This is a genomic window from Actinomadura sp. 1N219 (assembly GCF_044326405.1).
Lineage (GTDB): Bacteria > Actinomycetota > Actinomycetes > Streptosporangiales > Streptosporangiaceae > Spirillospora.
This window is the reverse complement of the sequence record NZ_JBIRAY010000003.1, coordinates 500607-526926: the sequence shown is the minus strand read 5'-3', so window position 1 is coordinate 526926 and position 26320 is coordinate 500607. Positions and strand designations below refer to the sequence as shown.

Sequence of the window (26320 nt, the reverse complement as noted above, 5' to 3'; positions counted from 1 at the left end):
ATTCATGTCTTGTCAGCGGGCTTGGACCGATACATACTCGTCATTCAACGGCCGGAGCGACCAAGGAGGAGCGATGCTCGACCTTGCCATCACCGGAGCGACCGTGGTCGACGGCGGCGGCGGACGGCCGCTGCGCGCCGACGTGGGCGTCCGCGACGGGCGCATCGCCGCGATCGGAGAACTCGACGAACCGGCCCGCGAAACCCTCGACGCGGACGGCCTCGTGGTCTGCCCCGGCTTCATCGACCCGCACACCCACTACGACGCGCAGCTGTGGTGGGACCCGTTCGCGACGCCGTCCAGCTGGCACGGCGTCACCAGCGTCATCGGCGGCAACTGCGGCTTCACGCTCGCCCCGCTGCACAAGGGCGACGGCGACTACCTGCGCCGGATGATGGCCCAGGTCGAGGGCATGCCGCTCGCCGCGCTCGAAGAGGGCGTCGACTGGACGTGGGAGAGCTTCGAGGAGTTCCTCACCGGCCTGGACGGCAACCTCGGCGTCAACGCGGGCTTCCTCGTCGGGCACTGCGCGCTGCGCCGCTACGTGATGGGCCCGGACGCCATCGGGCGGGAGGCGTCCGAGCGCGAGGTCGCCGAGATGGAGGCGGTGCTGCGCCGGTCGCTGGAGGCGGGCGGGCTCGGGCTGTCCACGACGCGCTCGTCCACCCACAAGGACGGCGACGGGAAGCCGGTCGCCAGCCGCTGGGCCGCGCCGGAGGAGCTGATCAACCTCTGCCGGATCGTCGGCGAGTACCCCGGCACCACCCTGGAGGGGATGGTGCAGGGCTGCCTCGACCGGTTCAGCGACGAGGAGATCGAACTGTTCGCGACGATGAGCGCGACCGCCGGCCGCCCGCTGAACTGGAACGTCCTCACCGTCGCCGCCGACGACGCCACCAAGATCGCGCACCAGCTGCGGGCCGCCGCGCGGGCCCGCGAGCTGGGCGGCCGGGTCGTCGCGCTGACCATGCCGATCCTCGTCCCGATGAACATGAGCTTCGGGACGTTCTGCGCGCTCTGGCTCATCCCCGGCTGGGACGAGGTGCTGCGCGGCAGCGTCGAGGAGCGCGTCGCCCGGCTCGGCGACCCGCAGGTCCGCGAGGACATGCTGGCGAAGGCGCGGACCAGCTCGTTCGCCCGCCTCGCCGAGTTCGGCAACTACGTCATCGGCGACGCGTTCCACCCCGACCTCGCCGAGACGGTGGGGCGCCGCGTCGACGAGATGGCCGCCGAACGCGGCGAGGACCCGTTCACCACGCTGGCCGGCATCGTCTGCAAGGACGGCCTCCGCACCGTCCTGTGGCCGCAGCCGACCAGCGACACCGACAACGACTGGGCGCTGCGGAGCCTGGTGTGGGAGCACCCCGACGTGATGCTCGGCGGCTCCGACGCGGGCGCGCACCTCGACCGGATGTGCGGGTCGCCGTACTTCACCCGGTTCCTGGCCGACTCGCTGCGCGGCCGCAAGCTCGTCTCGCTGGAACGGGCCGTGCAGCTGATCACCGACGTCCCGGCGCGGCTGTTCGGGCTGCGCGGACGCGGGCGCCTCGAACCCGGCAGCCACGCCGACATCGTGGTGTTCGACCCGGAGACCGTCGACGCCGGACCGGCGACGCTCGTCCCCGACCTGCCCGGCGAGAGCCCGCGGCTGATCGCCGAGTCGATCGGCGTCCGGCACGTCTTCGTCAACGGCGCCGAGACGATCCGCGACGGCGCGCCGACCGGGGCGCTGCCTGGCACGGTACTGCGATCCGGCAAGGAGACCGCGACCGTCGCCACCGCCTGACTGGAGGATGCAATGACCACGATCCCGCGCATCATCTCCGTCGACGACCACGTCGTCGAGCCGCCCGACCTCTGGACGTCCCGGCTGCCGCGCCGCTTCCTCGACCGCGGGCCGCGGATCGTCCGGCAGAAGGGCCGGCTGCAGATGCCCGGCGGCTGGCGGGAGGACCCGGACGGCGACTGGGCCGACGTCTGGCTCTACGACGACCTCGTCACGCCGCTGATGAAGCTGTCGGCCGCGGTCGGGTTCGACGACGTCGGGTTCGGCGCCGTGACGTTCGACGACATCCGGCCCGGCTGCTGGAAGCAGGCCGAGCGGCTCGCCGACATGGACGCCAACCACATGGAGGCGTCGCTCTGCTTCCCCAACACGCTGCCGCGGTTCTGCGGGCAGGCGTTCATGGAGCGGGACGACAAGGAGCTCGCGCTGCTGTGCGTCCGCGCCTACAACGACTGGATGATCGACGAGTGGTGCGCCGGCCCGGCGCGCGGCCGGCTGATCCCGCTGACCATGGTGCCGCTGTGGGACGCGGACCTGGCCGCCGAGGAGGTCCGCCGCTGCGCCGCCAAGGGCAGCCACGCGGTGACGTTCTCGGAGAACCCGCACCCGCTGGGCCTGCCGTCCATCCACTCGGGTGCGTGGGACCCGTTCTTCGCGGCCTGCGAGGAGACCGGGACCGTGGTGTGCCTGCACATCGGGTCGTCGTCCAGCATGCCGGGGACGTCCCCGGACGCGCCGTTCATCATCAGCTCCACGCTGACGTTCCAGAACGCGATGGGGTCGATGCTCGACTTCATCTTCTCCGGGACCCTCGCGCGCTTCCCCGGCCTGACTCTCGCCTACTCCGAAGGGCAGGTCGGCTGGATGCCGTACGTCATGGAACGCGCCGACAAGCTCTGGCACGAGCGCTCGGACAACTCGTTCGGCACCGACCTGCCCGAGCCTCCGACCAGCTACATCCGCGGCCGGGTGTACGGCTGCATCTTCGACGACGAGACCGGTCTCGCCAACCGCGACGTGATCGGCATGGACCAGATCTGCTTCGAGACCGACTACCCGCACGCGGACAGCACCTACCCCGACTCGGCCGGCGTCGCGGCCCGGATCTGCGACAAGGCGGGCCTGGACGACGCGGAGATCTACAAGCTGCTGCGCGGCAACGCGATCCGGGCCTTCGGCCTGGAGCGCTACGGCATCGCCGCCTGAACCGGTACGGCCCGCCCAGACCGGCTGCCGCCTGGACCGGCTCCCTCACCCCCTGCCCCATCGCACAGAGGAGACCACGGGCATGTCGCACAGGAGAACGATCACGCCCGCCGCCGTCGCCGCGGCCGCCGTCCTGGCCGCCGCGGCAGCCGGCTGCGGCGACAGCGGTTCCGGTGCCGGCTCCAACGAACCGATCAAGATCGCTTGGATGGGCGCGGAGTCGGGGGAGTACGCGACCAAGGACCGGCACTACGCCATCGACCTGGCGGTCGAGCACATCAACGCCAAGGGCGGCATCGACGGCCGGAAGGTCGAGTACAAGGCCTACGACGGGGGCCTCACCCCGCAGCAGGGCGTCACTGCGGTGAAGAAGGCGCTCACCGAGAATCCCGCCGCGATCGTCGGGCTCGCCACCACCGCGCAGGTGAAGGCCGCCGCGCCGCTGCTCAAGTCGGCGGGGATCCCGACGATGCACTTCGCGCAGTCGCACACGCTCGGCAAGTCGACGCTGAAGGTCGACAACATCTTCCGGTACGGGCCGACCGAGGCGATGCAGACGCACGCGCTCACCGACTACATGGTCAAGAACCGCAAACCGAAGAAGGTCGGGCTGCTGGCCAGCACCGACCCCGGGTCGGACGAGGCCGCCCGGCTGCTGCGGGCGGGCCTCACCGCGGGCGGCGTCACGAACATCGTGGAGCGGCGCGTCCCGCAGACGGCGACCGACCTCACCGAGGCCGTCCTCGCCTTCCGCGGCGTGGACGCCACCGTGTCCTGGAGCTTCCCCACGATCAACTCGCTGTACCTGCGGCAGCGCGGGCAGAACGGGCTCACCGCGCCGCACTTCGGCGACAACAGCGGTGGCTCCATCCTCGGCGGCAACCTCAACCCGCCCGCCGAGCTCAAGGGCTACCACTACGTGATCGCCTGCGACCCCGACCTGTCCGACACCCCGGAGGCGAAGGCGTACGTCGCGGCGTACAAGGCGAAGTACGGCCCCGGTCCGACCAACCCGCAGCTCGCCCAGGGGTACGACGGCTTCCGGGTGTTCGCCGCCGCCGTCGAGAAGGCCGGCTCGACCGAGCCGGAGGCCCTCACGAAGGCGCTGGAGTCCGTCCAGCACCAGGGCGTGTGCGGCGCCTACAAGGCGGACGAGGAGAACGACCTCTACCACTCCGACGTGATCATCGACGCGTCCGGCGGGCTGAACGGCCGCAAGCTGCTGCAGAAGTACGACAACCTGACGAGCCGGGCGGGCTGACCGATGGGCCACTTCGTCGGCCTGCTGGCGTCCGGCGTCGCGCAGGGGGCGATCGCCGCGCTCATCGCGCTCGGCATCGTGCTGCTGCACCAGACGACCGGGGTGGTGAACTTCGCGCAGGGCGACCTGCTCACCCTCGGCGCCTACTTCGGCGTCTGGCTGGTCGTGGCGCACGGCGTCGCCACGGTCCTGGCGTACGTCATCGTCGTCGCGCTGGTCTTCGCCGTCGGCGTCGCGATGGAGCGCATCGGGTACGCGCCGCTGCGCAGGCAGCCGATCCTCGCGGTCGTCATCTCCACGTTCGCGCTGGCGCTCGGGCTGCGCTCGCTGATCATCCTGTGGCAGGGCAACGACCAGAAGACGCTGCCGTCGCCGTTCGGCGGGTCGGTCTGGCATGTCGCGGGCGCGGCCGTCCCGTATCAGAGCGTCCTGATCGTCGGGGTCACCGGCGTGGTGCTCGCAGGGCTGATGCTGATGCTGCACAGGTCGTCGATCGGACGGCAGGTCCGGGCGCTCGCCGCGGACCGGGAGACCGCGCTGCTGCAGGGCATCCGGGTGACCCGGCTGTCGGTGCTGATGTTCGGGCTGTCGGCGGCGCTCGCCGGGCTCGGCGGCGTGCTCGTCGCGCCGACGCTGACGGTGTCGCCGCAGCTCGGGTTCACGCTGCTGCTGTCGTCGTTCGCCGCGACGGTGCTCGGCGGCTTCGACCGGATGGGCGCGACCGTCCTCGCGGCGTTCGGGATCGCGATCGTCCAGCAGATGGCCGCCGGATACATCTCCGCCGACTACGTCGAGGCCTACCCGTACCTGATCCTGCTCATCGCGCTGGTGCTGCGGCCCAGCGGCCTGTTCGGGGAGGTCGTCCGTGTCCGCTATTGACGGCATCGCCCGCCGGACCGGGAAGGCCGGGCCGCCCCCGACCAAGCCGGTGATCTTCGATCGGCGGCAGCGGGAGCTGCTCGCCGCCGTCGCGATCCTCGGCGCGCTGCTGCCCCTCGGCGTCCAGGGCCTGTACGGCACCGGCATCATGATCACGTCGGCGATCTACGGGCTGCTGGCGCTCGGCTTCTACTTCCAGCTCACCCTCGCCGGGCAGTTCAGCCTCGCCACCGTCGGGTTCTACGCCATCGGCGCCTACACCTCAGTGTGGGCCTCGCAGCACGGCGGGTTCCTCGTCGGGTTCGTGACGGCGGTGCTGGTCACCGGGCTGATCGGGACGCTGCTGAAGCTCGCCCTGTCGCGCAGCCCGCTGATCCAGTTCGCCATCGCCACGCTCGCCTTCGGCGAGCTGACCATGATCGTCATGCGGAACTGGACGAGCTTCACCGGCGGCGGCACCGGCCGCTTCGGCATCGAGACGAGCATCTTCGGGCTGATGCTCGACACGCCGCGGGAGTACTTCTACCTGTCGTTCGGCGTCCTCGTCGTCGGCCTCGGCCTCGCCGTGCTGGTGGAGCGGTCCCCGGTGCAGCGGGACCTGATCTTCGCCCGCGGCATGGGGGACGTCGCCCGCACCACCGGCCTGTCCACCCTGCGCCTCCAGGCGGCGGCCTTCGGCATCGGCGCCGCGTACATGGGCGGGGCCGGATCGCTGCTGGCGCACACCTCGGCCTTCATCGACCCGACCTCGTTCCACGTCGAGATCTCGCTGGACGTGCTGCTGATGCTGCTCCTCGGCGGCAGCGGCTCGCTGTGGGGGCCGCCCGTCGGCGCCGTCATCCTCACCCTCATCCCCGAGTGGTTGCGCGACCTCGCGGACTACAAGGAACTCGTCTACGCGCTGATCATCCTGCTGGTGATCGTGATGCTGCCCGGCGGGCTGGCCTCGCTGCCCAACACCGTCCGGGCCCGGCTGAAGGAACGGCGCAAATGAGCACCGAGACACGGACTCCCTTGCTGGAGTGCGATGAGATCACCGTGCGGTTCGGCGGCGTGACGGCGGTCGACGGGGTGTCGCTGGACGTGCGTCCCGGCGAGGTCGTCGGCCTGGTCGGGCCGAACGGGTCCGGGAAGTCGACGCTGCTGAACGTGGTGTCCGGGCTGGTGGACGCGTCCGGCGCGGTCCGCGTGGACGGCGCGGACATCCCGATCGGCAAGCCCGGCCGGATCACCCGGCACGGCGTGTTCCGCACCTACCAGACGCCGCAGGTCGATCCCGGGCTCACCTGCCTGGAGAACGTCATGGTCGCGTCCCGGGACCGCGGGCGGCGGACCACCGCGAGCGCCTGGCTGCTCCGCCGCTCGATGTGGGCGCGCGACCGGGCGCGCTGGACGGAGGGCGCCGAGGCGCTGCGCCGCGTCGGCCTGCTCGACCGGGCCCACCAGCCCGCCGCCGGGCTGGCGTACGGGGAGCGCCGCCATCTGGAGATCGCGCGGGCGCTGGTCGCGCAGCCCAGGCTGCTGCTGATGGACGAGCCCGCCGCCGGGCTCAGCTCCGTCGAGACCGAGCGCCTGGTGGAGCTGCTGGAGCAGGTCGCCGAGCTGGGCGCCAGCCTGCTGCTCGTCGAGCACAAGATCGCCTTCCTGGAGCGGCTCTGCCGCCGGATCGTCGTGCTGCAGACGGGCCGCCGCATCGCCGCGGGCACGCCCGCGGAGGTCTGGGCCCATCCCGAAGTGATCAGCGCGTACCTGGGGGAGGCCCGATGACCGGAGCGAAGCCGCGTCCACTGCTTGAGGTCCGCGGACTGGTGGTGTCGTACGGGCAGGTGGACGCCGTGCGCGGCATCGACCTGGACGTCGGCGAGGGCGAGTCCGTCGCGCTGCTCGGCGCCAACGGCGCGGGCAAGAGCTCCACGCTGCGGGCCCTGTCCGGGCTCGAACGGGGTCGCGGCGAGATCCGGTTCGCGGGCTCCGACCTGCGGAAGACGTCGCCCGACGCGATCGCCAGGGCGGGGCTCGTGCACGTCCCGGAGGGCCGGATGCCGTTCCGCAGCCTGTCCACGGAGGAGAACCTCCTGGTCGGCGCCGTGGCCCGCAGCGGGCGCACCCCGGAGTTCACGCTCACCGACGTCTACGACCTGTTCCCGGCGCTGACGCAGCTGCGGCGGCGCAGCGCGTGGACGCTGTCGGGCGGCGAGCAGCAGATGATGGCGATCGGCCGGGGCCTGCTCGCCGCGCCCCGCCTGCTCCTCCTGGACGAGCCGTCCCTCGGCCTCGCCCCCGCCGTCGTCGACACCGTGTACACGGCGCTGCGCGAGGTCCGCAGCAGGATCTCGGTGCTGGTCGTGGAGCAGAACGCCGGGCTGGCGCTGGACCTCTGCGAGCGTGCCTACGTGCTGGCCGCCGGGGAGATCGCCATGAGCGGCGCGGCGGCCGACCTCGCCGACCGTGAGAGCCTCCTCGCCTCCTACCTAGCCCGCGAAGCAGACACCGAGAGGCAGGCTGGATGACCACCCTCTTCGACATCATCGCCGGACACGCCGAGACCGACCCCGGCCGCCTGGCCGTGCTGTCCGAGCAGGACGGCGTCCGGACCTACGGCGAGCTGATCGAGAACGCGACGGCGCTGGGCGCCGCGCTCCACGTCAAGCTGGGGATCCAGCCCGGCGCGCGGATCTGCGTGTGGGCGCGGAACCGTCCCGAATGGGTGGAGACCTACCTGGCCGCCGCCGCCGCGGGCCTCGCCACGGTGGCCGCCAACCCGGAGTGGACGGACGCCGAGGCGAAGTACGTCTGCGCCCATTCCGACTCGGTCGCCGTGGTCTGCGACGCCGACCTCGCCGCCCGCGCCACCGCGCTGGCCGCCGAGATCCCCGGCCTCGCGCACGTGATCGCCGTCGAGGACGGGGAGACCGAGCCGCCGCCGTCCGCGATCTCCTACGGCGAGCTGATCGCCATGGCTCCGGCGGACCCCCGCGACCGGCTGCCGAAGAGCGGGCCCGCGTCGGCGGCGCTGCTGATGTACACGTCCGGGACGACGACCGGACGGCCCAAGGCCGTGGTGTCGGAGTCGAAGGCCGCCACCGGGATCGACTACAACGAGATGTTCGGCCTGACGGCGTCCGACCGGGCGCTGATCGTGACGCCGTTCTTCCACGGCAACGGGTTCGGCGGGCTCATGTCCGCGCTGGCCTACGGCGCCGCCGCCGTGTTCCCGAGAAGGTTCTCGGCGGGCCGTTTCTGGCGGCTGGTCGACCTCTACCGGCCGACGTACCTGTTCACGCTCGCGCCGATCGTCAACATCCTCATGGGCCGCCCTCCGGCGCTGCATGAGCGCACGCACGCATTCCGGGTGCTGATCGTGCTCGGCTGCGCGGGCGGCGCCCCGGCGATCGAGGAGCGCTTCGGCGCCCCGGTCATCGACTGGTACGGGATGACCGAGGCGGGCATGGGCACCTACACGCGGCTGGACGAGCCGCGCCGCCCCGGCTCGGCGGGCCGCCCGTTCCCCGGCTCCGGGATGGCGATCATCCGCCGGGACGGGACGGAGGCCGCCCCGGGCGAGACCGGCGAGGTCGTCTTCGACCGGGAGCGGATCGGCTTCGCCGGCTACCTCAAGGACGCGGAGGCCACCGCGTCCGCGCTGGACGACCGCTGGTTCCACACCGGCGACCTCGGCTACTTCGACGCGGACGGGTTCTTCTTCTTCGTCGACCGCAAGAAGGACATCGTGCGGCGCGGCGGCGAGAACATCTCGTCCATGGAGGTGGAGTCGGTGCTGCGGGAGCATCCCGGGGTGGCGGAGGCCGCGGTGCTGGCGATGCCGGACCCGGTGCTGGGGGAGCGGGTGACGGCGTTCGCGGTCGCCGCCGACCCGGCCCGCCCGCCCGCCGCGGACGAGGTCCGCGCGCACGCGGGCGAGCGGCTGGCGCACTTCAAGATCCCCGAGGAGATCGTGTTCATCGAGCGGATGCCCCGCACCGCCACCGGGAAGATCGAGAAGTTCCGGCTGCGGGACCGGCTGACCTCCGGGGAGCGGCCATGAGCCCCGTCACGTTCGGGCTGCAACTGCCCGTCCAGGCCCAGTCGACGCTGTTCGCCCAGCCCTGGGAGCACGGCGCGGGGCCGGACGAGATCGCCGCGGTGGCGCAGGCGTGCGACGCGCACGGCTTCGACTACGTCGCCGTCTGCGACCACGTCGCGATCCCGCGCGAGCACGCGCCCCGGATGACCACGACCTGGTACGACACGGTCGCCACGCTCGGCTGGCTGGCCGGGATCACCCAGCGGGTGCGGCTGCTGTCGCACGTCTACGTCGTCGCGTACCGGCATCCGCTGCTGACCGCCAAGGCGTTCGCCACGCTCGACGCGCTCTCCGGGGGCCGCGTCGTGCTCGGGGTCGGCGCCGGGCACCTCGAAGGCGAGTTCGACCTGCTCGGCGTCCCGTTCCGCGAGCGCGGCCGCCGGACGGACGAGGCGGTCCGCGCCATCCGCGGCAAGTTCGCGGACGAGTGGGGCGGCGGCGACGGCGGCCAGAGCCCCCGTCCCGTCCAGCCGGGCGGCCCGCCGATCTGGATCGGCGGCTCGTCGGCGCGGGCCGTCGACCGGGCGGCGCGGCTGGGCGACGGCTGGCTGCCGCAGGGCCCGCCGCCCGAGGGCACCGCCGCGGCCGTCGCCCGGCTCCGCGTGATGCTGGACGCGGCCGGACGGGCGGACGCGCCGTTCGTCGTCGGCGGCGGCGCGAGCGTCTACGTCGGCGTCCCGGCCGAGGCGGTCCCCGAGCGGACGGTGACGGGCGAACCGGAGAAGATCGCCGCGGCGCTGCGGGCGGAGGCGGACCTGGGCGTCACCCACCTGCAGATGTCCTTCCCCGTCCGCGGCCACGAGGAGCTCGTCGACCAGATCGCCGCGTTCGCGCACGAGGTCATGCCGCTGGTCAGCGGCGTCGGAGGAGGAGGGGCCTGATGGACGACTATCCCGTCAAGGTCGGCGCGATGCTGTTCACGATGGTGGACCCGCACCGCGGGCACGAGGTCGCCTACAACCGGTGGTACGAGCGCGACCACTACTACGCGGGCGTCATGGACGGCCCGCACGCCATCGCCGGCAGCCGCTGGGTCGCGCCCCGCGCCCTCAAGGACCTGCGGTTCCCGGCGGACAGCCCGTTCGCCGAGCCCCTCGACGCGGGCTCCTACCTGGCGATCTACTGGTACCTGAAGGGCAAGGTGGACGCGCACACCGCGTGGGCGGGCGAGCGCGTCTGGTGGCTGTACGGCAACGAACGCGGCTTCGCCGAGCGCACCCACGCGCACACCGGCATCTACACCTTCGAGTCGGCCCGGTACGCCGACGACGACGGGGTCCCGATCGAGCTGGCCCTCGACCACGGCTACAAGGGACTCGCGGTCGTCGTCACCGAACCCGGGGACGGCGGCTCCGCCGAAGGCCCCGAGGCCGCGCTGCTGGCGGCCGACGGCATCGACACGGTCGCGTCCTGGACGCCCAGGGGCGGCCCCGCCGACGGCGGTTCGCCGATGGCGCTGGGCACGGCGGGCGGCAGCGCGGAACGGGTCGTGCAGCTCGTGTTCATGGAGACCGATCCGCGCGAGCGCTGGGACGCCGTCCACGACTACGCCAAGGCCGTGGAGGACGCGGGCGCGGGCCGGGTGACGTTCGCGGCGCCGTTCCTGCCGACCGTCGTCGGCACCGACACCTACGTCGACGAGCTGTGGTGAGGCCACCTGTGGTGAAGGTCAAGGAGCCCCTGTGGTGAAAGTCAAGGCGCGCCTCTGGATCGGCGGCGAGCCGGTGGACGGCGAGGACGGCGCCTACCCGATCGTCAACCCGGCGACGGAGGAGGTCGTGGGCCTGGCGCCGAGCGCGTCCGCCGCCGACGCCGCGCGGGCGGCCGAAGCCGCCGCGAATGCGTTCCCCGCCTGGTCGCAGACCCCGCCCGCCGAACGCGCCCGGCTGCTCGACCGCGCCGCCGACCTGCTGGAGGCCCGCTACGGCGAGCTGTTCGCGCTCGTCCAGGCCGAGACCGGCGCGACCACCGCCATGACGCGGACCGCGCAGGTCCCGGCGGCGGTCGCCCGGCTGCGCCGCTACGCGCACAGCGCGGTGCGGGACGTCCCGCTGCCGCCCGCGCCGGATCCGGTGGGACGCGGCGGGCTGGTCAACGCGATGGCCGTCCGGCAGCCGGTCGGGGTCGTCGCGTGCGTCACGTCCTACAACGTCCCGCTCACCAACGTGGTCGGCAAGATCGGCCCGGCGCTCGCGGTCGGCGCGACGGTCGTGGTCAAGCCCGCCCCGCAGGACCCGCTCGGCGTGATCATGCTCGTCGGCGCCCTGCACGAGGCGGGGATGCCGCCGGGCGCGGTCAACCTCGTGGTGGCGCCGGGACCGGAGCCGTCCGAGGCGCTGGTGGGTTCGCCGCACGTCGACATGGTGAGCTTCACCGGCAGCACGGCGGTCGGCACGGCGATCGCCGAGACGGCGGGACGCGACTGCAAGCGCCTGCTGCTCGAACTCGGCGGCAAGGGCGCCAGCCTCGTCTTCGACGACGCCGACCTGGAGGCCGCCGCGCTCGGCACCGCGAGCACCTACACCTTCCATTCCGGGCAGATCTGCACCGCGCCCACCCGCCTGATCGCCCAGCGCGGCGTCTACGAGGAGATGGTCGACCGGCTGTCGGCGATCGCGGGCGCGCTGGTCGTCGGCGACCCGGCCGCGCCGGACACGGCCGTCGGGCCGGTGATCAGCGGCGCGCACCGGGAGCGGATCGAGTCTTACGTCCGCTCCGGCGCGGTGGAGGGCGGCACCGTTGTGGCAGGCGGGGAACGCCCACCCCTCGATCGGGGCTTCTACGTCGCGCCGACGCTCATCGCCGGGTGCACGGCCGGGATGCGGGCGGTCCGCGAGGAGATCTTCGGGCCGGTCGTGGTCGCGCTGCCGTTCGACGACGAGGAGGAGGGGATCGCGCTGGCGGGCGCGACCGACTTCGGCCTCTACGACTACGTCTGGTCGCGGGACACCGTCCGGGCGATGCGCGTCGCCCGGCGGCTCCGCGCCGGGAACGTCGGGATCAACACCGTCGCGCGCAACCCCGAGACCCCGTTCGGCGGCTTCAAGCGGAGCGGCGTCGGACGCGACGGCGGCGATTTCGCCCTGGACGCCTACACCGAGTTGCAGAGCCTGGTATGGCCGGGCTGACGGGAGGGCCGTGATGCGCGGCATCGTATGGACGGGCGACCTGGAGATCCGCGACGACGTCGAGGTGCGGGGGCCGGGGCCGCGGGAGGTGGCCGTCCGGGTCCACCGGGCGGGCCTGTGCCACAGCGACGTGTCGGTCGTGAACGGGACGATCCCGTTCCCCACCCCGGTCGTCATGGGGCACGAGGGCGCCGGGGTCGTGGAGGAGGTCGGAGCGGCCGTCTCCCACGTCTCGCCGGGCGACCACGTCGTCCTGACGACGCTCGGGAACTGCGGCCGGTGCGCCGCGTGCGACCGCGGCGAGCCGACGCTGTGCCGCGACTCGCTCGGCGTCCGCGACGACCGGTTCACCGTCGGCGGCGCGCGGGCGTACCAGTTCGCGAACGCCGGGGTGTTCGCCGAGCGCACGGTCGTCCACGAGTCGCAGGCCGTCGTGATCGACGAGGGCGTGTCGCTGGACGCGGCGTGCCTGATCGGCTGCGCCGTGCTGACGGGCGCCGGTGCCGTGCTCAACCGCGCGCAGGTGCGGCCCGGCGACACTGTGCTGGTGATCGGGGCGGGCGGCATCGGGCAGTCGGTCGTCCAGGCGGCCCGGCTGGCGGCGGCGGGACGGATCGTCGTCGTGGACGCCAACCCCGCCAAGGAGAAGGTCGCCCGCCGGTTCGGCGCGACCGACTTCGTCGACGCGTCCGCCACGGACGACGTGCCCGCGGCGGTGCGCGGCCTCGGCCTCCCGGACGGCGTCGACCACGCCTTCGAATGCGTCGGCCACCCCGCCCTGATCAGGCAGGCCGTGGACCTGCTGGCCTGGGGCGGCACCTGCGTGCTGCTCGGCGTCCCGCCCCGCGACGCCGAGGCCGCGTTCCAGGTCGCCTCCCTCTACCAGAACAAGACGATCATGGGCTGCCGGTACGGGACGGCGCGCCCCCAGCACGACATCCCGCTGCTGACCGGCCTGTACCTGACCGGGCGGTTCGAGCTGGACGCGATGGTGAGCCGCGTCTACGACCTCGCCGACATCGGCTCGGCGATCGAGGACCTGGCCGGCGGACGGCTCAACCGCGGGGTCCTGGCACTCGCCTGAGACGGCTAAAGTGACATGTCTGTAAACACCACGCGAGCCTTGGGCAATGGGCACTACCGGCTTCACCCAGGATGCCCGGAAACATCCATGTCACCAGGCGGCACGAGTCGAGGGGGTCGAGCCCGTTGGCCGAACCGGTTCCGGCCGGCCAGGAGAGCGGACTCCGGTCGAGGCTGACCGAGGCCGGCCTGGCGGCGTTCGCCCGCCACGGGTACGAGAAGACCACGGTCGACGACGTCATCCGGCTGGCCGGCACCTCCCGGGCCACGTTCTACCGGTACTTCGAGAACAAGCGGGCGCTGTTCCACGAGCTGAGCGGCGACTGCTTCCGCGCGCTGCGGGCGCTCGCCGACCGGCTCGGCGCGCTGCGTCCCGAGGAGGACGCGCGGGCCCGGCTGAAGCTGTTCCTGTCCGACTACGACGCGGTGCACGTCCGGTTCAGCGGCGTGATCCGGGCCTGGACCGACAACGTCGCGCCGCACGACCCCGTGCTGGCCGAGGAGGCGGGCACCGCGTTCGTGAAGCTCGTCAACGCGTTCTCCGGGCCGATCGACGCGGCCCGGGTCGAGTCCGACGTGCCGACCGAGCTGCGTGCGGCGCTGCTGTACGTCGTCGTGGAGCGCATACACTTCTACGCGCACTCGCAGTACTCCGAGGTGAACATCGACCGGCTGCACGACACGCTGTCGGTGATGCTCCAGCGCGCGTTCTTCGGCCAGGCCGTCGCCGGGGGCTCCCGGCTCCGCATCGGCGGCCGGTGACGTCCCGGCCCCGAGGGGTCAGGCGGCGGCCGGGGCGGGCGCGCCGAACAGCGACCGGTGGATGAACTCCGTCAGCACGGTGACGATCTCGCGGTAGCTCGCGACCAGCGACCCGTAGTAGTAGGTGTAGTTCGTCCGCTCCACGGTCGCGTAGATCACCAGCGCGGCGAGGTTGGGGTCGACGCCGATCGCGTCGCTCTCCCTGATCCGGGACGCGATGATCCGGCGGTAGCCGCCCAGCATCTCGACGCCGTTGCGGGCGATCTCCTCCGACGCGGCCTGCGCCTCGACCAGCGCGCGGAACATCGGCATGTGCCGCTGGAGCTGGTCGCAGATCCGCCGCACCCACGCTTCGAGGGTCTGGCGGCCCTCGGGGCCCGCCGTCAGCGGCTCCAGCGACTCCAGCGCCTCGGCCAGCCCGATCCGCATCGGCTCCAGCGACTCCCAGAGCACGTCGGTCTTGTCGGTGAAGTACAGGTAGAAGGTGCCGTAGGACGTTCCCGCGCGCTCGGCGATCCGGGCGATGCGGGCGTCGTGGTAGCCGTGCGCGGTGAACTCCTCCACGGCGGCGTCGAGCAGCAGCGCGGCCGTGCGGCGGCCCCGCGGCCGGGACGGCCGCTCCTCGGCCGGCGTCCGGTCCTCCGCCGGTTTCCGGTGCGCGGGCGTGTCGTCGTTCACATTCAGCACCCTAGATGAAGGCGGGGCGGAACCGCGGTCGCAGCGGGCCCCTGCCGCGAAAGGGGGAACGGGCAGGGGCCCGCTGCGTCCGGGCCGGACGGCGACGGGTCAGGCGGCGACGCCCAGCAGGCCCATCATGTTGCCGCCCATGATCTTGCGGATGTCGGCGTCCGGGATGCCGGACAGCTCGTCGACGTAGGACAGCGGGTCGGCGAGCCCTTCGACGTGCGGGTAGTCGGAGCCGAAGATGATGTGGTCGGCGCCGAGCAGCTTGATCAGGTCGCGCGGGTCCTCCTCGTGGAACGGGTGCATCCAGAAGTTCCGCTTGAACGTCTCCGACGGCGGCTCGGGGAACACCTGCGGCATCGTGCCGTAGGTCTCGTCGAGGTGCGACAGCAGGTGCGGCACCCAGCCGGCGCCGTTCTCGATCAGCGCGATCCGCACCCCGGGGTGCCGCCACAGCGCGCCGTGGAAGATCAACGAGGTGACCGCGTCCTGGATCTCGCGGTGGGCGTTGCGCATCGCCGCCGTGAACGGCATGGGCTGCGCGAACGCCTGCATCTCGAGCTGCTTGCCCTCCCACTCGTTCCAGTAGCGGTTGTAGCCGCTGTCGGACGCGTGGAGCACGACGAGGACGCCGGACTCCTCGACCAGCTTCCAGTACGGGTCGTACTCGGGCAGCGCGAACGAGCGCGGCCCCTGGTAGCCCCACGCGGGCGCGGGACGCATCAGGATGACCTTGGCGCCCTTGCCGAGGACCCATTCGAGCTCGGCGATGGCCTTGTCGACCAGGCCCGGCGTGATGATGGGCGTGGAGAAGATGCGGCCCTCGTGGGCGAACGGCCAGTCCTCCGACATCCACCGGTTGAGGGCGTGGATGACGGCGGAGCACAGGTCGGGGTCGTCGCGCATCCGCTCCTCGACGAGGCTGGCGAGGGTCGGCATCATCAGCGAGTAGCCGAGGCCGAGCTCGTCCATCAGCTCCAGGCGCGGGCCGGCCTCGCGGAAGGCGGGCGGGCAGTCGATGCCCCTGCCGATGATCTGCCGGAGGGTCTTGCCCTCGGGGTTGCCGTGCTTGAAGTACTCCTCCTGCGCGCCGGGCTTGCCGACGCGGTCGAACGTCGGGTTCGGGATGTAGTCGCTGATATGCCCGCGTACGACGATCTTGGTGCGGCCGTGCACATCGACGTAGTCGATGGCCCCCTTGTACTCGTCGGGCAGGTACCTCGTCAGCGCTTCGCGTTTCTCGTACAGGTGGTTGTCGGCGTCGAACACCGGGAAGCCGAGTTGGCGAGATGGCATGAAGGACCTCCTCTTCCGTACCCGTAAATCTATCAGACGACTGGTAGGTAAGTCAGGCCCCATTGGACGTCTCCAGCAGGGCGGGAGGCCACCAGCGCTCCGGCCTTCCGCCCGAGCGCACCAGCCGCCCGCGCTGTTCCAGCAGCACCATGTGCGCGAGCGTCTCGCCCGTCGCGGCGCGCTTGGAGTGCGTGTCGAACGACGACCAGGGACGCGACCAGGTGAGCCGGCTGCTGATCTCCCAGCAGCCCGCGCCCGGACGCTCGCCCAGCGCCTTCTCGATCTCGTCCAGGCGCTCCTCGTGGTGGGCCAGCAGGTGCGCGACCCGTCCGGACAGCCCGGCGAACCGGTACTCGTGGGCCGGGAGGACGTCGTGGACGTCCAGCGCGTCCACCTTGCGCAGCGAGTCGAAGAAGTCCTGGAGCGGGTTGGCGCGCTGCTGCGGATGCATCGAGATGTTCGGCGTGATCCTGGGCAGCACGTGGTCGCCGGAGAACAGCACCCCGCGGCCCTCGTCGGCGAAGCACAGGTGGCCGGGGGAGTGGCCGGGTGTCCAGACCGCGCGCAGGTCCCAGCCCGGCAAGCCGAGCCGCTGGCCGTCCTCGATGAGCCGGTCCGGCTTGGCGACCGACACGAACCGGCGCATCGCCATCGACGCGCTCGCCAGCTCGCGCGCCTGCTCCTCCGGCGTGCCGATGCGCTCCAGCAGGACGCGGTTGTCCTCGATCAGGCTGTCGACGTCGTCGTACCGCACCGCCAGCAGCGCCGCGTCCGCCGGATGCAGCCCCACCCACGCGCCCGACTCCTCCCGGATGCGGTGCGCCAGGCCGTAGTGGTCGGGATGGATGTGGGTGACCAGGACGGCGCGGACGTCGCCGATGCCGAACCCGGCGGCGCCGAGCCCCCCGGTGAGGGCGCTCCACGCCTCGTCGGTGTCCCAGCCCGCGTCGATGATCGCGACGCCGTCGTCCAGCTCCAGCGCGTACACCAGCACGTAGCGCAGCGCCTCCAGCGGCAGCGGGACGGGTATCGACCACAGCCCGCCGCCGAGTTCCTGCACGGGAGGCAGCAGCTTGCGGCTCCACGCCTCCCATTGGGCCCGGTCCAGCGGACCGGGCACGTCCTCGCTCACTTGTGGAACCCCCAACTCGACGGCGTCGCACCCCAGCCCCAGTATGAACCAGCCGTCTGGTAGGTGACCGAACCGGGGCCGGGTGCGCGCCGGCGGCTAGCGGCCCTGGAACTTGGGCTTGCGCTTCTCGACGAAGGCGGCGGCCGCCTCCTTGTGGTCCTCGCTGACGAAGGTGGCGCCCTCCAGGAGCAGCCCGCTCTCCAGGTTCAGCGCCATCCGATCCCGGACGATCTTGTTCAGCGTCGCCTTCGTGCCCTGGACGGCCAGCGGCGCGCCGTCCGCGAGCTTGCGCGCGATGCGCTCGGACTCCCCGGGCAGCTCCGCCGCGGGCACGGCGCGCAGCACCATCCCGTAGCGGGCGGCGTCCGCGCCGGTGAGGGGATCGCCGGTCATCAGGTGGTAGCGGGCGGCGCCGAGCGGCATCAGCAGCGGCCAGATCACCGCGCCGCCGTCCCCGGCGACCAGCCCGACCGCGACATGGCTGTCGGCGATCTTGGCGTCCTCGGCCGCGACGACCACGTCGCAGAACAGCGCGATCGTCGCGCCGAGGCCCATCGCGTAGCCGTGCACGGCCGCGACGATCGGCTGCGGCACCGCCAGGAGGGTGTCCAGGATCTCGGTGGCCTTCATCGTGTTCAGGACGCGGCTCGCCGGCGGCTCCTGCTCCGCCGCGCTCGTCTGCTCGTTGAAGCTCTTGACGTCGCCGCCCGCGCAGAACGCGCGGCCCTCGCCGCGCAGCAGCACCGCGCCGACGGACGTGTCCTCCGCGACCAGCCGCAGCACCTCCGACAGCTCCCGCTCCAGCCCGCCGCCCATGGCGTTCAGCCGGTCCGGGTTGTTGAGCGATACCGTCAGCAGCCGGTCGTCCTGCGTCACCAGGACCTTGCTGAACCTGCCGTAATCGGGCACGTGCCCTCCCTCTCAGCGCTTCATCTCGTCGATCTTGGCGGCGCGCGCCGCGGCGCGGCCCGGGGCGGCCACGGCCGCCTCCTGCGCCCGCGCCTCCTCCTCCAGCTGCTCGGCCAGGTGCGCCCGCGCGGCCCCGGACAGCAGCCGCTTGGTGAGCGGCACCGCCAGGCCCGGCTTGCCGGCCAGCCGCGCGGCGAGGTCCAGCGTCCGCGGCACCAGCGCCACGGGCTCGACGACCTCGCTGACCAGGCCCCACTCCAGCGCCTCCGCCGCGGCCAGGCGGCGTCCCGTGGTGAGCAGCTCGAAGGCGCGGGAGTAGCCGAGCAGCCGCGCCAGGTAGTACGAGCCGCCGCCGTCCGGGACCAGCCCGATGTCCGCGAACGCCGGGACGAACCGCGCCGCGTGCGAGGCGATCCGCAGGTCGGCCGCGCAGGCCAGCGACAGCCCGAACCCGGCCGCCGGGCCGTTCACCGCCGCGATCACCGGCTTGTCCAGCGCGGCCAGCGCCAGCATGGCCGCGTTGAACGTGGCGCGCAGGCCGCCGCCCGCCGGGCCCGCGTCCGGGCGCCGCTCCGCCTTCAGGTCGGCGCCCGCGCAGAAGCCCCGGCCCGCGCCGGTCACGACGACCGCGCGGACCGCCGGGTCGGCGGCCTCCCGCCAGGCCACCGCCATGCCCTCGATCACCGTCCCGTCGACGGCGTTCAGCACGTCGGGCCGGTTCAGCGTCACCAGCAGCACGCTGCCGTAGCGTTCGGTCAGCACGGCCGTCATCGGATGCGCCCTCCTTCGGTTCCGCGAGCCGCCGAGCCTGGCCGTGATCGGTTCGACCGTCACAATGTCGCCTCCACTCCCAGAACTGCCGTCACCTGGCTGGAGAGCTGGCCGCCGTTGCCGTGCGCGACGGCCACCTCGGCGCCGTCCCGCTGCCGGTCGCCGCACTCCCCGCGGAGCTGCCGCACCGCCTCGATGATCGTGAAGATGCCGAACATGCCGGGATGGCAGTACGACAGGCCCCCGCCGCTCGTGTTGACGGCCAGCTCGCCGCCGGGCGCGATCCGTCCCTCGCCGACGAACGCGCCGCCCTCGCCCTTGGCGCAGAAGCCCAGATCCTCCATGAACAGGATCGTGTTGATGGTGAACGCGTCGTACACCTCCGCGACGTCCACGTCCGACGGGCCGATGCCCGCCATCTCGTACGCCCGCGCCGACGACTCGGTCGCGGCGGTGACGGTGACGTCGGGCATCTGCGAGATCGACCGGTGCCAGTGCGCCTCGCCCGCGCCGAGCAGGTACACGGGCGGCTTGCGCGCCGCCCGCGCCCGCTCCGGCGTGGTGACGACGACCGCGCCGCCGCCGTCGGTGACCAGGCAGCAGTCGAGCTTCGACAGCGGGCTGGAGATCACCCGGCTGGACAGGACGTCCTCCACGGTCAGCGGGCCGCGCTCGAACGCCACCGGGTTCAGCCGCGCCCATTTCCGGGCCGCGACCGCGACCTCGGCGAGCTGCTCCCGGGTGGTGCCGTACTGGTGCATGTGCCGGGCCGCGGCGAGCGCGTAGCCGGTGATCGGCTGCCGCGGCTTGTAGGCGGCCTCGTAGTTCGGCAGCTCGGGCGGGCCCATTCCCAGCCGGGCCCGGCCGGAGTCGGCGCGGGGCGTGCTGCCGTAGACGAGCAGCGCGACCTCGCACGCGCCGGAGTGGATCGCCAGCGCCGCGTGGTGCAGGAACGACACGAACGCGCTGCCGCCGACCATCGTGCCGTCGCTGTAGCGCGGCCTGATCCCGAGGTACTCGCCGACGTCGAGGGGCGCCATGCCGCGTCCCGCGATGGCGGTGAACAGGCCGTCGACGTCGTTCTTGGTCAGGCCGGCGTCGTCCAGCGCCCGCGCCGCCGCCTGCGCGGCCAGGTCGATGGCGTACCGGCCGGTGCCCACCTCGCCGAGGTCGGACTCGGCCACGCCCGCGATCGCCGCCGCGCCCCTCATCGTCCGGCCTCGTGTCATCGTCCCGCCCCGTGTCATCGTCCGGCCTCCCGCCCGATCTCCGCGGGCGTGAACACCGGGCGGGGGGCGCGGTCGCCGTCGCGCGGCTCGATGCGCGCCCGCACCCGCATGCCGATGCGGACGTCCCCGGCCGGGACGCCGACGACCGTGCTCATCATCCGGAAGCCCTCGTCCAGGTCGACCAGCGCCACCGAGTACGGCTCGGCGTCGCGGCGGGCGAGCGCGCTCGCGGAGTAGACGGTGCCGCGCCCGGCGCTCTCCCGCCAGGCCAGCCGCCCGCTCCCGCAGCCAGGACACGTCACGCGGGGGTGGAAGACGGCTTTCGCGCAGTCGTCGCAGCGCTGGTAGGCCAGCACGCCCTTGTCGAGCCTTTCCAGGTAGGCGGGGTGCGGGGCGGGCTCCACCGGTTCGCTCACTTCTCCTCCTCGCGATCGGCCTCGGGGTAGACGGCGCTGGCGGTGCCGCGCAGGACGACCGCGCGCTCGCCGTCCGGGGACTCCCGCTCCACCCGCAGCTCGGCGTCCGCGACGTTCCCGCTGACGCGGGTGATCTCGCCGGACAGGATCAGCGTGTCGCCCGGCCAGACCTGCGCGACGTAGCGGACGCCGTACGCGCGCAGGTTCCGGCGTCCGAGCCAGTCGCAGGCGAAGCCGGACAGGATCCCGGCGGTGAGCAGCCCGTGCCCGAACACCGACGGGTATCCGGCCGACGCGGCGAAGCCGTCGTCGTGGTGGATCGGGTTGAAGTCGCCGCCCGCGCCCGCGTACCGGACGAAGTCGGTCCTGGTCAGCGGGCCGACCCTGACCACGTCAGCGCGGGCGCCCGGCGCGATCACGAGGCGCTCCCCGGGCCGAGTTCGATCATGGTGCCGCGCAGCCGGAGCACGGTCTCGCCGCGCTGGTTGACGAACGTGTTCTCCCGGATGATCAGCGTCATCGGGCCGCGGCCGCCCTGCTTCTCCACCATGTCGACGACCCGTCCGCGCACGGTCAGCACGTCGCCCGCGACGATGTCGCCGAGGTACTCCCAGTCGGTCCCGCCCGCCAGCACCCGCTTCAGGTCGACGCCCAGGTCCTCCTCGACGGAGACCTTCGGCGCCCAGTGCTGCCCGACGGCGCTGAACGTCGGCGGGACGGGGACGTCCGCGTACCCGGCCGCGCGGGCCGCCTCGCGGTCGGTGTAGACCGGGTCGGACGCCTTGATCGCCGCCGCGAACTCGGCGATCTTCCCGCGCTCCACCTCGATCGTGTAGGGCGGCCACTCGAAGCCGATCTTGCCGAAGTCGGCCATCCCGGTCAGCCCTCCTCTCCGTCGTCGGACGCGAGCACGATGAGGGCGTCCGCCGCGACCGCGGAGCCGTCCGCCACCCGGACGGGGTTGACGTCGATCTCGCCGATCTCGGGCACCTCGAGGGCCAGCTGCCCGAGGCCCGTCATCGTCGCGGCGAGCAGGTCCAGCTCGGCGGGGGAGAGGCCGCGGGAGCCGCCGACGAGGCGCCCGCCGAGCAGGCCGCCGATCGCCGCGCGGGCGGCGTCCGCGTCGAACGGCGGGCGCAGCAGCGCGGTCTCCGCCAGCATCTCGATCATGATCCCGCCGGGGCCGAGCGCGACCATCGGGCCGAACACCGGGTCCCGGCGCATCCCGCAGCCGATCTCCAGCCGGGCCGGGGCCATCTCCTGCACCAGCACCCCGGAGATGATCGCCTCGGGGGCGCGCCGTTCGACCTCCGCGAGCATCTCGCGGTAGGCGGCCCGGACGGCGTCCGCGCCGGAGAGCCCGAGCCGCAGCCCGCCCACGTCCGACTTGTGCGGAAGCTGGTACGACATCACCTTCAGCGCGACCGGCCCGCCGAGCGCCTCGGCCGCCGCCGCGACCTCGTCGGGCCCCGAGTCGCGGACGCCCCGCACGAACGTCTCGCGCGTCACCGGGATCCCGTACTCGGCCATCACCCGCTTGGACGTCGACTCCAGCAGCACGCCGTCGCCCAGCGTCCGCGCCTCGCCCAGCATTCCGCGCACCCGTCCGGCGCGGTCGGCGTCGGGCGTGAACGACGGCGCGGGCGGCGGGCGCCGCAGCGTGTGCCTGGCCAGGGTCGCCAGCGCGTGGACGGCCCGCTTCGGATCGGTATACGTCGGCACCCCGGCCTTCTGGAACTCGTCCAGCCAGGCCGTGCACAGCACCGCGAACGGCTTGTCCGTCGACCGGTACGTCTCGATGATCGCGTCGTTGGCGGGGCCGGGCCGCGCCCACGTCACCGTGGTCGCCATGTCGACCACCGAGCCGCCGACGACCTCGCCGAGCACCGTCTGGAACAGGTCGGGCGCGGCGGTGATCTGCGCGGTGGTGTCGACCGGGTTGGACGCCGACCCGTAGAACGGCTGCGGCATCTTGGCCGCGATCGCGTCCCGCTCCTCCGCCGGGAACTCCGGGACGGTCAGCCCCGACATCCCGGCGCCGTCGGCGAGCAGCACCCCTGCCCCGCCGGACGTCGTCATGATGCCGATGCGGTCGCCGCGCGGCCGCCGCCCGTCCTGGAAGATCATCCCGAGGTCGAGCATCTCCTCCATCGTGTCGGCGACGACGACGCCGTACTGGCGGCACACCGCGTCGAACACCTCGGCCGAGCCGACCACGGACGCGGTGTGGCTCAGCGCCGCGCGTGCCGCTTCTCGCGACCGCCCGGCCTTCAGCATGATCAGCGGCTTGTCGAGTTCGGCGGCGCGCCGCGCGGTCTCGACGAACACGTCCGGGTCGCGGAGCGTCTCGCTGAACGCCAGCAGCACCCGCGTCTCGTCCTGTTCAACCAGGTAGCGCAGCACCTGGGCGATGTTGACGTCGACCTCGTTGCCGGTGCTGACGAACCAGCCCAGCCGCAGCCCGGCGAGCTGCGCCTTCTCCGCGATGTACGACCCGAACCCGCCGCTCTGCGACACCAGCGCGACCGGCCCCGGCGGCGGTAGCGGCGTGCCGGGCGGCATCGCGAAGCTGGCCGCGACCCCGCCGGCCGAGCTGAGGTAGCCGATGCAGTTCGGCCCGGTCACCCGCACGCCGGTGCGCGCGGCGACCTCGGCCAGCTCCCGCTGGAGCGCCTCGCCCGCCTCGCCGGCCTCGGCGAAACCGGCGGTCAGCACCACCGCCCCGCCGACGCCGCGCTTGCCGCACTGCTCGACCACCCCGGTCACGTGCTGCGCGGGCACCGCGATCACCGCGAGGTCCACCGGCTCCGGCAGGTCGGCGACCGACCGGTAGGCCCGGTCGCCCTGGATCGTCTCGTCACGCGGATGCACCGGGTACAGCTCGCCCTTGAACGACAGCGCGAGGTTCCCGTACACCTGCCCGCCGATCCGCTCCACCTGGTTGGACGCGCCCACCATCGCGATCGACCGGGGGGAGAGCAGCCGCTCGATCCCCGTCGCCCGCCTGCCTGCTGCGCCTGCTTCGCCCACTGCGTCAACTCCCATGTCGGCCGTCACCGGCTCCCACACCCAGATAGATCTCGTTGATCACGGCCGTGTCGTCGAAGGACCTGGCGTCGCCCGCGGCGGCGATCCGCCCGTTGTCCACGACCGCGACGTCGTCGGCGACCCGCATCGCGTACTCCACGACCTGCTCGACCAGCAGCAGGGACAGGCCGTCCGCGCGCAGCGCCGTGATCATCTCGAAGACCTCGGCGGCGATCACCGGGGCGAGCCCGGCGGACGGCTCGTCCAGCATCAGCAGCCGCGGCCCCGGCATCAGCGCCTGCGCGATGGCGAGCATCTGCTGCTGGCCGCCGGACAGGCTCCCGGCCACCGTGTGCCGCCGTTCGGCGAGCATCGGGAAGCGCTCGTACTGCCGGTCCAGCGCCTCGCGCCGCGCGGCGCTGCGCTTGCGTCCGCCGGTCCAGCGGCTGAGGCCGCCGGTGGCGAGGGTGAAGCTGCCCAGCAGCAGGTTGTCCTCCACCGTCCGGCGCCGGAAGACCTGCTTGCCCTCCTGGACGTAGCCGAGCCCGGCGTGGACGCGGCGGTGCGGTGCTAGGCCGGTGACGTCCCGGCCGGCGAAGGTGACCGTGCCGGCGGTCACGGCGGGCGCGAACCCGGCGATCGCGTTCAGCAGCGACGTCTTCCCGGCGCCGTTGCGGCCGAGCACGGCGGTGACCCGTCCCGGACGGACGCGCAGGTCGACGTCCCACAGCACCCGGATGTCGCCGTAGCCTCCGCTGAGCCCGCTGACCTCCAGCATCAGCCCTCACCTCCGCTGCTCTCCTCGGACGGCCCGGCCTGTCCGGTCTGCCCGGCGGCCTTCGAGCCGGTGTACTCCTCCAGCACCCGCGGGTCGGCCTGGATCTCCGCCGGGGTGCCCGACACCAGCAGCCCGCCCTGGCTGAGGACGTGGATCCGGTCGGCGAGCTTCAGCACCAGCGGGAAGTTGTGCTCGACCAGCACGACCGTGCCGCCCGCGTCGCGGATCAGGCCGATGGCGCGTTCCAGCCCGGCGAGGTCGCCCTCGTCCAGGCCGGAGCCGACCTCGTCGAACAGGAACACCGCGGGACGGGCCGCGAGCGCCCGCGCCACCTCGACGAGGCGGCGGGTGCCGAGCGGCAGCGAGTCGACCTCCTGCCCGGCGACGTCGGCGATGCCGAGCAGCCCGAGCAGCCGGACGGCCTCGGCGTCGTCGGCGGCGTAGCCGCGCCGGAACCCGGGCAGCCGCAGCACCGCCGACGGGACCCGCACCCGGTGCGAGATGTACCGGCCCGTCGCGACGAAGTCCCTGGTGGTCATGCCGCTCGGGATCAGCGGCGTCTGGAACGTCCGCGCGATCCCGGCGCGGGCGATCCCGTACGGCCGCAGGCCGCCGAGGTCCCGGTCGCCGAGCCTGATCGCCCCCGCGGTGGGACGGTAGAAGCCGCAGACGAGGTTGAGCAGGGTCGTCTTGCCGGACGCGTTCGGCCCGATCAGCGCGGTGACCTGGCCGGGTTCGGCGTCGATGCTCACCTCGCGGAGCGCGCGGTTGCCGCCGAACGCCTTCGACAGGCCCTCCGTCCGCAGCCTGACCCCGGGCAGCGCGCCCACGTCCGCCTTCGCCGGGCCGGACGCGGGGCCGTCGGCCGGCGCGGGCGCCGCCGCCATGAACCCGGCGAACCCGAACCTGCGGGCCGCCCAGCGCAGCCACTTGCGGGCGAGCCCGGTGAGGCCGTCGGCCAGCAGGATCCCGGCGACCAGCAGGAAGACGCCGTAGATGATGAGCTGCCATTCCTGGAACGAGTTGAACGACTGCTGCCCCATCTGGACGATCGCCGCCCCGGCCAGCGCCCCGTAGATCGAGGTGGACCCGCCGACGATCGACGCCGCCAGGATGCTCAGCGCGAGCGTGAACGTGAACGTCTCCGGCGCGATGAACCCGTCCAGCCAGGCGAACATCACGCCCGCCAGGCATGCCGGGATCGCGCCGGTCACGTACACCAGCAGCTTCAGCCGGAACACCGAGATGCCGAGCGAGCTCGCCAGCACCGGGCTCTGCTTGAGCACCAGGAACGCGTTGCCGTGCCGCGACAGGATCATGTTGCGGGCGATGAGGAACCACACCGCCGTCACCGCGATGATCAGCATGTAGAGGGCGTCGCGGCTGAGCGCCGTCCCGAACAGGGTCGGGACGGGCGGCGCCAGGCCGTTGGTGCCGCCGGTGTAGGACTCCAGCACCTTCACCAGGTTCGGGATGATGAGGACGAGGAAGAACGTCAGCATCGCCAGCGACCAGCCGCCGAGCCGGAGCCCGGGGATGCCGGTGATCAGCCCGACCACGATCGCGCAGGCGATCGCGCACGCCATGATCAGGCCCACGTCGGTGATGCCGTGCGTCACCCCGAGGTAGCCGGTCACGTACGCGCCGACCGCGTACAGGAAGACCTGGCCGACGGCGAGCTCGCCCGCGTAGCCGAGGACGATGTTCAGCCCGCTGACCTGCAGCGACAGGATCGCTATCAGCAGGACGGTGCGGGCCCAGTAGTCGTTGAGGCCGAGCAGCGGCGCGAACAGCACGAGCGCCGTCGCGACGACGCCGGCGACCGGCATGCCGCCGCGCAGCAGCATCGGCAGGGACATGGTCTTGCGGGATGCGGAAAGGGTCGTCAT

General features: G+C 72.8%; 25 protein-coding genes. 13 read left to right on the top strand and 12 right to left on the bottom strand.

Annotated elements, in window-relative coordinates; genetic code table 11:
• Positions 1 to 73: 73 nt before the first annotated feature.
• The 13 genes from ACH35V_RS14640 (at position 74) to ACH35V_RS14580 (ending at position 14189) form a co-directional block, all read left to right on the top strand.
• Positions 74 to 1786: an amidohydrolase family protein gene (locus ACH35V_RS14640; protein WP_395972683.1), complete on the top strand. Its 1713-nt coding sequence runs from the start codon at positions 74 to 76 to the stop codon at positions 1784 to 1786.
• 12 nt (positions 1787 to 1798) lie between these two features.
• Positions 1799 to 2992: an amidohydrolase family protein gene (locus tag ACH35V_RS14635; protein ID WP_395972681.1), complete on the top strand. Its 1194-nt coding sequence runs from the start codon at positions 1799 to 1801 to the stop codon at positions 2990 to 2992.
• A gap of 82 nt (positions 2993 to 3074) precedes the next feature.
• Positions 3075 to 4253 (top strand): ABC transporter substrate-binding protein, encoded by a 1179-nt coding sequence (locus ACH35V_RS14630; RefSeq protein ID WP_395972679.1) that lies wholly within the window; start codon positions 3075 to 3077, stop codon positions 4251 to 4253.
• A gap of 3 nt (positions 4254 to 4256) precedes the next feature.
• Positions 4257 to 5132, top strand: coding sequence for a branched-chain amino acid ABC transporter permease (locus ACH35V_RS14625; protein WP_395972677.1), 876 nt, complete (start codon positions 4257 to 4259; stop codon positions 5130 to 5132).
• Positions 5119 to 6126, top strand: coding sequence for a branched-chain amino acid ABC transporter permease (locus tag ACH35V_RS14620; RefSeq protein ID WP_395972676.1), 1008 nt, complete (start codon positions 5119 to 5121; stop codon positions 6124 to 6126). Before ACH35V_RS14625 ends, ACH35V_RS14620 begins: the two co-directional genes overlap by 14 nt.
• On the top strand, positions 6123 to 6899 hold the full coding sequence (locus tag ACH35V_RS14615) for an ABC transporter ATP-binding protein (RefSeq protein ID WP_395972674.1): 777 nt from the start codon (positions 6123 to 6125) through the stop codon (positions 6897 to 6899). The genes ACH35V_RS14620 and ACH35V_RS14615 overlap by 4 nt, the downstream gene beginning before the upstream one ends.
• Positions 6896 to 7642, top strand: coding sequence for an ABC transporter ATP-binding protein (locus tag ACH35V_RS14610; protein WP_395972672.1), 747 nt, complete (start codon positions 6896 to 6898; stop codon positions 7640 to 7642). The genes ACH35V_RS14615 and ACH35V_RS14610 overlap by 4 nt, the downstream gene beginning before the upstream one ends.
• Positions 7639 to 9177, top strand: coding sequence for a class I adenylate-forming enzyme family protein (locus ACH35V_RS14605; RefSeq protein WP_395972671.1), 1539 nt, complete (start codon positions 7639 to 7641; stop codon positions 9175 to 9177). The genes ACH35V_RS14610 and ACH35V_RS14605 overlap by 4 nt, the downstream gene beginning before the upstream one ends.
• Positions 9174 to 10097 carry a TIGR03619 family F420-dependent LLM class oxidoreductase gene (locus ACH35V_RS14600; RefSeq protein WP_395972669.1) on the top strand — a complete coding sequence of 308 codons (924 nt, stop codon included), beginning with the start codon at positions 9174 to 9176 and terminating at the stop codon, positions 10095 to 10097. The genes ACH35V_RS14605 and ACH35V_RS14600 overlap by 4 nt, the downstream gene beginning before the upstream one ends.
• Positions 10097 to 10867 carry a hypothetical protein gene (locus ACH35V_RS14595; RefSeq protein WP_395972668.1) on the top strand — a complete coding sequence of 257 codons (771 nt, stop codon included), beginning with the start codon at positions 10097 to 10099 and terminating at the stop codon, positions 10865 to 10867. Before ACH35V_RS14600 ends, ACH35V_RS14595 begins: the two co-directional genes overlap by 1 nt.
• A gap of 31 nt (positions 10868 to 10898) precedes the next feature.
• Positions 10899 to 12344: an aldehyde dehydrogenase family protein gene (locus tag ACH35V_RS14590; protein WP_395972667.1), complete on the top strand. Its 1446-nt coding sequence runs from the start codon at positions 10899 to 10901 to the stop codon at positions 12342 to 12344.
• Positions 12345 to 12357: 13 nt separating this feature from the next.
• Positions 12358 to 13428 carry a Zn-dependent alcohol dehydrogenase gene (locus tag ACH35V_RS14585; protein WP_395972666.1) on the top strand — a complete coding sequence of 357 codons (1071 nt, stop codon included), beginning with the start codon at positions 12358 to 12360 and terminating at the stop codon, positions 13426 to 13428.
• 125 nt (positions 13429 to 13553) lie between these two features.
• Positions 13554 to 14189 carry a TetR/AcrR family transcriptional regulator gene (locus ACH35V_RS14580; RefSeq protein ID WP_395972665.1) on the top strand — a complete coding sequence of 212 codons (636 nt, stop codon included), beginning with the start codon at positions 13554 to 13556 and terminating at the stop codon, positions 14187 to 14189.
• An 18-nt stretch (positions 14190 to 14207) separates the two neighbouring features.
• Here ACH35V_RS14580 and ACH35V_RS14575 read toward each other — a convergent pair whose 3' ends face one another.
• The 12 genes from ACH35V_RS14575 to ACH35V_RS14520 all read right to left on the bottom strand — a co-directional run bounded on the left by ACH35V_RS14575 (position 14208) and on the right by ACH35V_RS14520 (position 26320).
• Positions 14208 to 14867, bottom strand: a complete 660-nt coding sequence (locus ACH35V_RS14575; RefSeq protein ID WP_395972663.1) for a TetR/AcrR family transcriptional regulator — start codon at positions 14865 to 14867, stop codon at positions 14208 to 14210.
• Positions 14868 to 14975: 108 nt separating this feature from the next.
• The gene (locus ACH35V_RS14570) at positions 14976 to 16169 is read right to left on the bottom strand and encodes an amidohydrolase family protein (protein WP_395972662.1); all 1194 of its coding nucleotides are present in this window, start codon (positions 16167 to 16169) and stop codon (positions 14976 to 14978) included.
• A 52-nt stretch (positions 16170 to 16221) separates the two neighbouring features.
• Positions 16222 to 17301: an MBL fold metallo-hydrolase gene (locus ACH35V_RS14565; RefSeq protein WP_395972660.1), complete on the bottom strand. Its 1080-nt coding sequence runs from the start codon at positions 17299 to 17301 to the stop codon at positions 16222 to 16224.
• A gap of 96 nt (positions 17302 to 17397) precedes the next feature.
• A complete protein-coding gene (locus tag ACH35V_RS14560; protein WP_395972658.1) occupies positions 17398 to 18210 on the bottom strand; it encodes an enoyl-CoA hydratase/isomerase family protein in 813 nt (270 codons plus the stop codon).
• A 12-nt stretch (positions 18211 to 18222) separates the two neighbouring features.
• Complete coding sequence (locus tag ACH35V_RS14555; protein WP_395972657.1) at positions 18223 to 18981, bottom strand: enoyl-CoA hydratase/isomerase family protein; 759 nt, start codon at positions 18979 to 18981, stop codon at positions 18223 to 18225.
• Between the two features lie 59 nt (positions 18982 to 19040).
• Entirely contained in the window at positions 19041 to 20210 is a 1170-nt protein-coding gene (locus tag ACH35V_RS14550) for an acetyl-CoA acetyltransferase (RefSeq protein ID WP_395972655.1), read from the bottom strand.
• Between the two features lie 14 nt (positions 20211 to 20224).
• A complete protein-coding gene (locus ACH35V_RS14545) occupies positions 20225 to 20626 on the bottom strand; it encodes a Zn-ribbon domain-containing OB-fold protein (protein WP_395972653.1) in 402 nt (133 codons plus the stop codon).
• The gene (locus ACH35V_RS14540; RefSeq protein WP_395972651.1) at positions 20623 to 21045 is read right to left on the bottom strand and encodes a MaoC/PaaZ C-terminal domain-containing protein; all 423 of its coding nucleotides are present in this window, start codon (positions 21043 to 21045) and stop codon (positions 20623 to 20625) included. Before ACH35V_RS14540 ends, ACH35V_RS14545 begins: the two co-directional genes overlap by 4 nt.
• Positions 21042 to 21500, bottom strand: a complete 459-nt coding sequence (locus ACH35V_RS14535; protein WP_395972649.1) for a MaoC family dehydratase N-terminal domain-containing protein — start codon at positions 21498 to 21500, stop codon at positions 21042 to 21044. Before ACH35V_RS14535 ends, ACH35V_RS14540 begins: the two co-directional genes overlap by 4 nt.
• A gap of 5 nt (positions 21501 to 21505) precedes the next feature.
• Positions 21506 to 23656, bottom strand: coding sequence for an acetate--CoA ligase family protein (locus ACH35V_RS14530; protein WP_395972647.1), 2151 nt, complete (start codon positions 23654 to 23656; stop codon positions 21506 to 21508).
• A gap of 4 nt (positions 23657 to 23660) precedes the next feature.
• On the bottom strand, positions 23661 to 24431 hold the full coding sequence (locus ACH35V_RS14525) for an ABC transporter ATP-binding protein (protein ID WP_395972646.1): 771 nt from the start codon (positions 24429 to 24431) through the stop codon (positions 23661 to 23663).
• The gene (locus ACH35V_RS14520; RefSeq protein WP_395972644.1) at positions 24431 to 26320 is read right to left on the bottom strand and encodes an ATP-binding cassette domain-containing protein; all 1890 of its coding nucleotides are present in this window, start codon (positions 26318 to 26320) and stop codon (positions 24431 to 24433) included. Before ACH35V_RS14520 ends, ACH35V_RS14525 begins: the two co-directional genes overlap by 1 nt.

Coding starts and splice junctions, on each gene's coding strand:
- ACH35V_RS14640 (WP_395972683.1), top strand. CDS start 74: ATGCTCGACCTTGCCATCACCGGAGCGACCGTGGTCGACGGCGGCGGC.
- ACH35V_RS14635 (WP_395972681.1), top strand. CDS start 1,799: ATGACCACGATCCCGCGCATCATCTCCGTCGACGACCACGTCGTCGAG.
- ACH35V_RS14630 (WP_395972679.1), top strand. CDS start 3,075: ATGTCGCACAGGAGAACGATCACGCCCGCCGCCGTCGCCGCGGCCGCC.
- ACH35V_RS14625 (WP_395972677.1), top strand. CDS start 4,257: ATGGGCCACTTCGTCGGCCTGCTGGCGTCCGGCGTCGCGCAGGGGGCG.
- ACH35V_RS14615 (WP_395972674.1), top strand. CDS start 6,123: ATGAGCACCGAGACACGGACTCCCTTGCTGGAGTGCGATGAGATCACC.
- ACH35V_RS14610 (WP_395972672.1), top strand. CDS start 6,896: ATGACCGGAGCGAAGCCGCGTCCACTGCTTGAGGTCCGCGGACTGGTG.
- ACH35V_RS14605 (WP_395972671.1), top strand. CDS start 7,639: ATGACCACCCTCTTCGACATCATCGCCGGACACGCCGAGACCGACCCC.
- ACH35V_RS14600 (WP_395972669.1), top strand. CDS start 9,174: ATGAGCCCCGTCACGTTCGGGCTGCAACTGCCCGTCCAGGCCCAGTCG.
- ACH35V_RS14595 (WP_395972668.1), top strand. CDS start 10,097: ATGGACGACTATCCCGTCAAGGTCGGCGCGATGCTGTTCACGATGGTG.
- ACH35V_RS14585 (WP_395972666.1), top strand. CDS start 12,358: ATGCGCGGCATCGTATGGACGGGCGACCTGGAGATCCGCGACGACGTC.
- ACH35V_RS14570 (WP_395972662.1), bottom strand. CDS start 16,169: ATGCCATCTCGCCAACTCGGCTTCCCGGTGTTCGACGCCGACAACCAC.
- ACH35V_RS14555 (WP_395972657.1), bottom strand. CDS start 18,981: ATGACGGCCGTGCTGACCGAACGCTACGGCAGCGTGCTGCTGGTGACG.
- ACH35V_RS14550 (WP_395972655.1), bottom strand. CDS start 20,210: ATGACACGAGGCCGGACGATGAGGGGCGCGGCGGCGATCGCGGGCGTG.
- ACH35V_RS14535 (WP_395972649.1), bottom strand. CDS start 21,500: ATGGCCGACTTCGGCAAGATCGGCTTCGAGTGGCCGCCCTACACGATC.
- ACH35V_RS14525 (WP_395972646.1), bottom strand. CDS start 24,431: ATGCTGGAGGTCAGCGGGCTCAGCGGAGGCTACGGCGACATCCGGGTG.
- ACH35V_RS14520 (WP_395972644.1), bottom strand. CDS start 26,320: ATGACGACCCTTTCCGCATCCCGCAAGACCATGTCCCTGCCGATGCTG.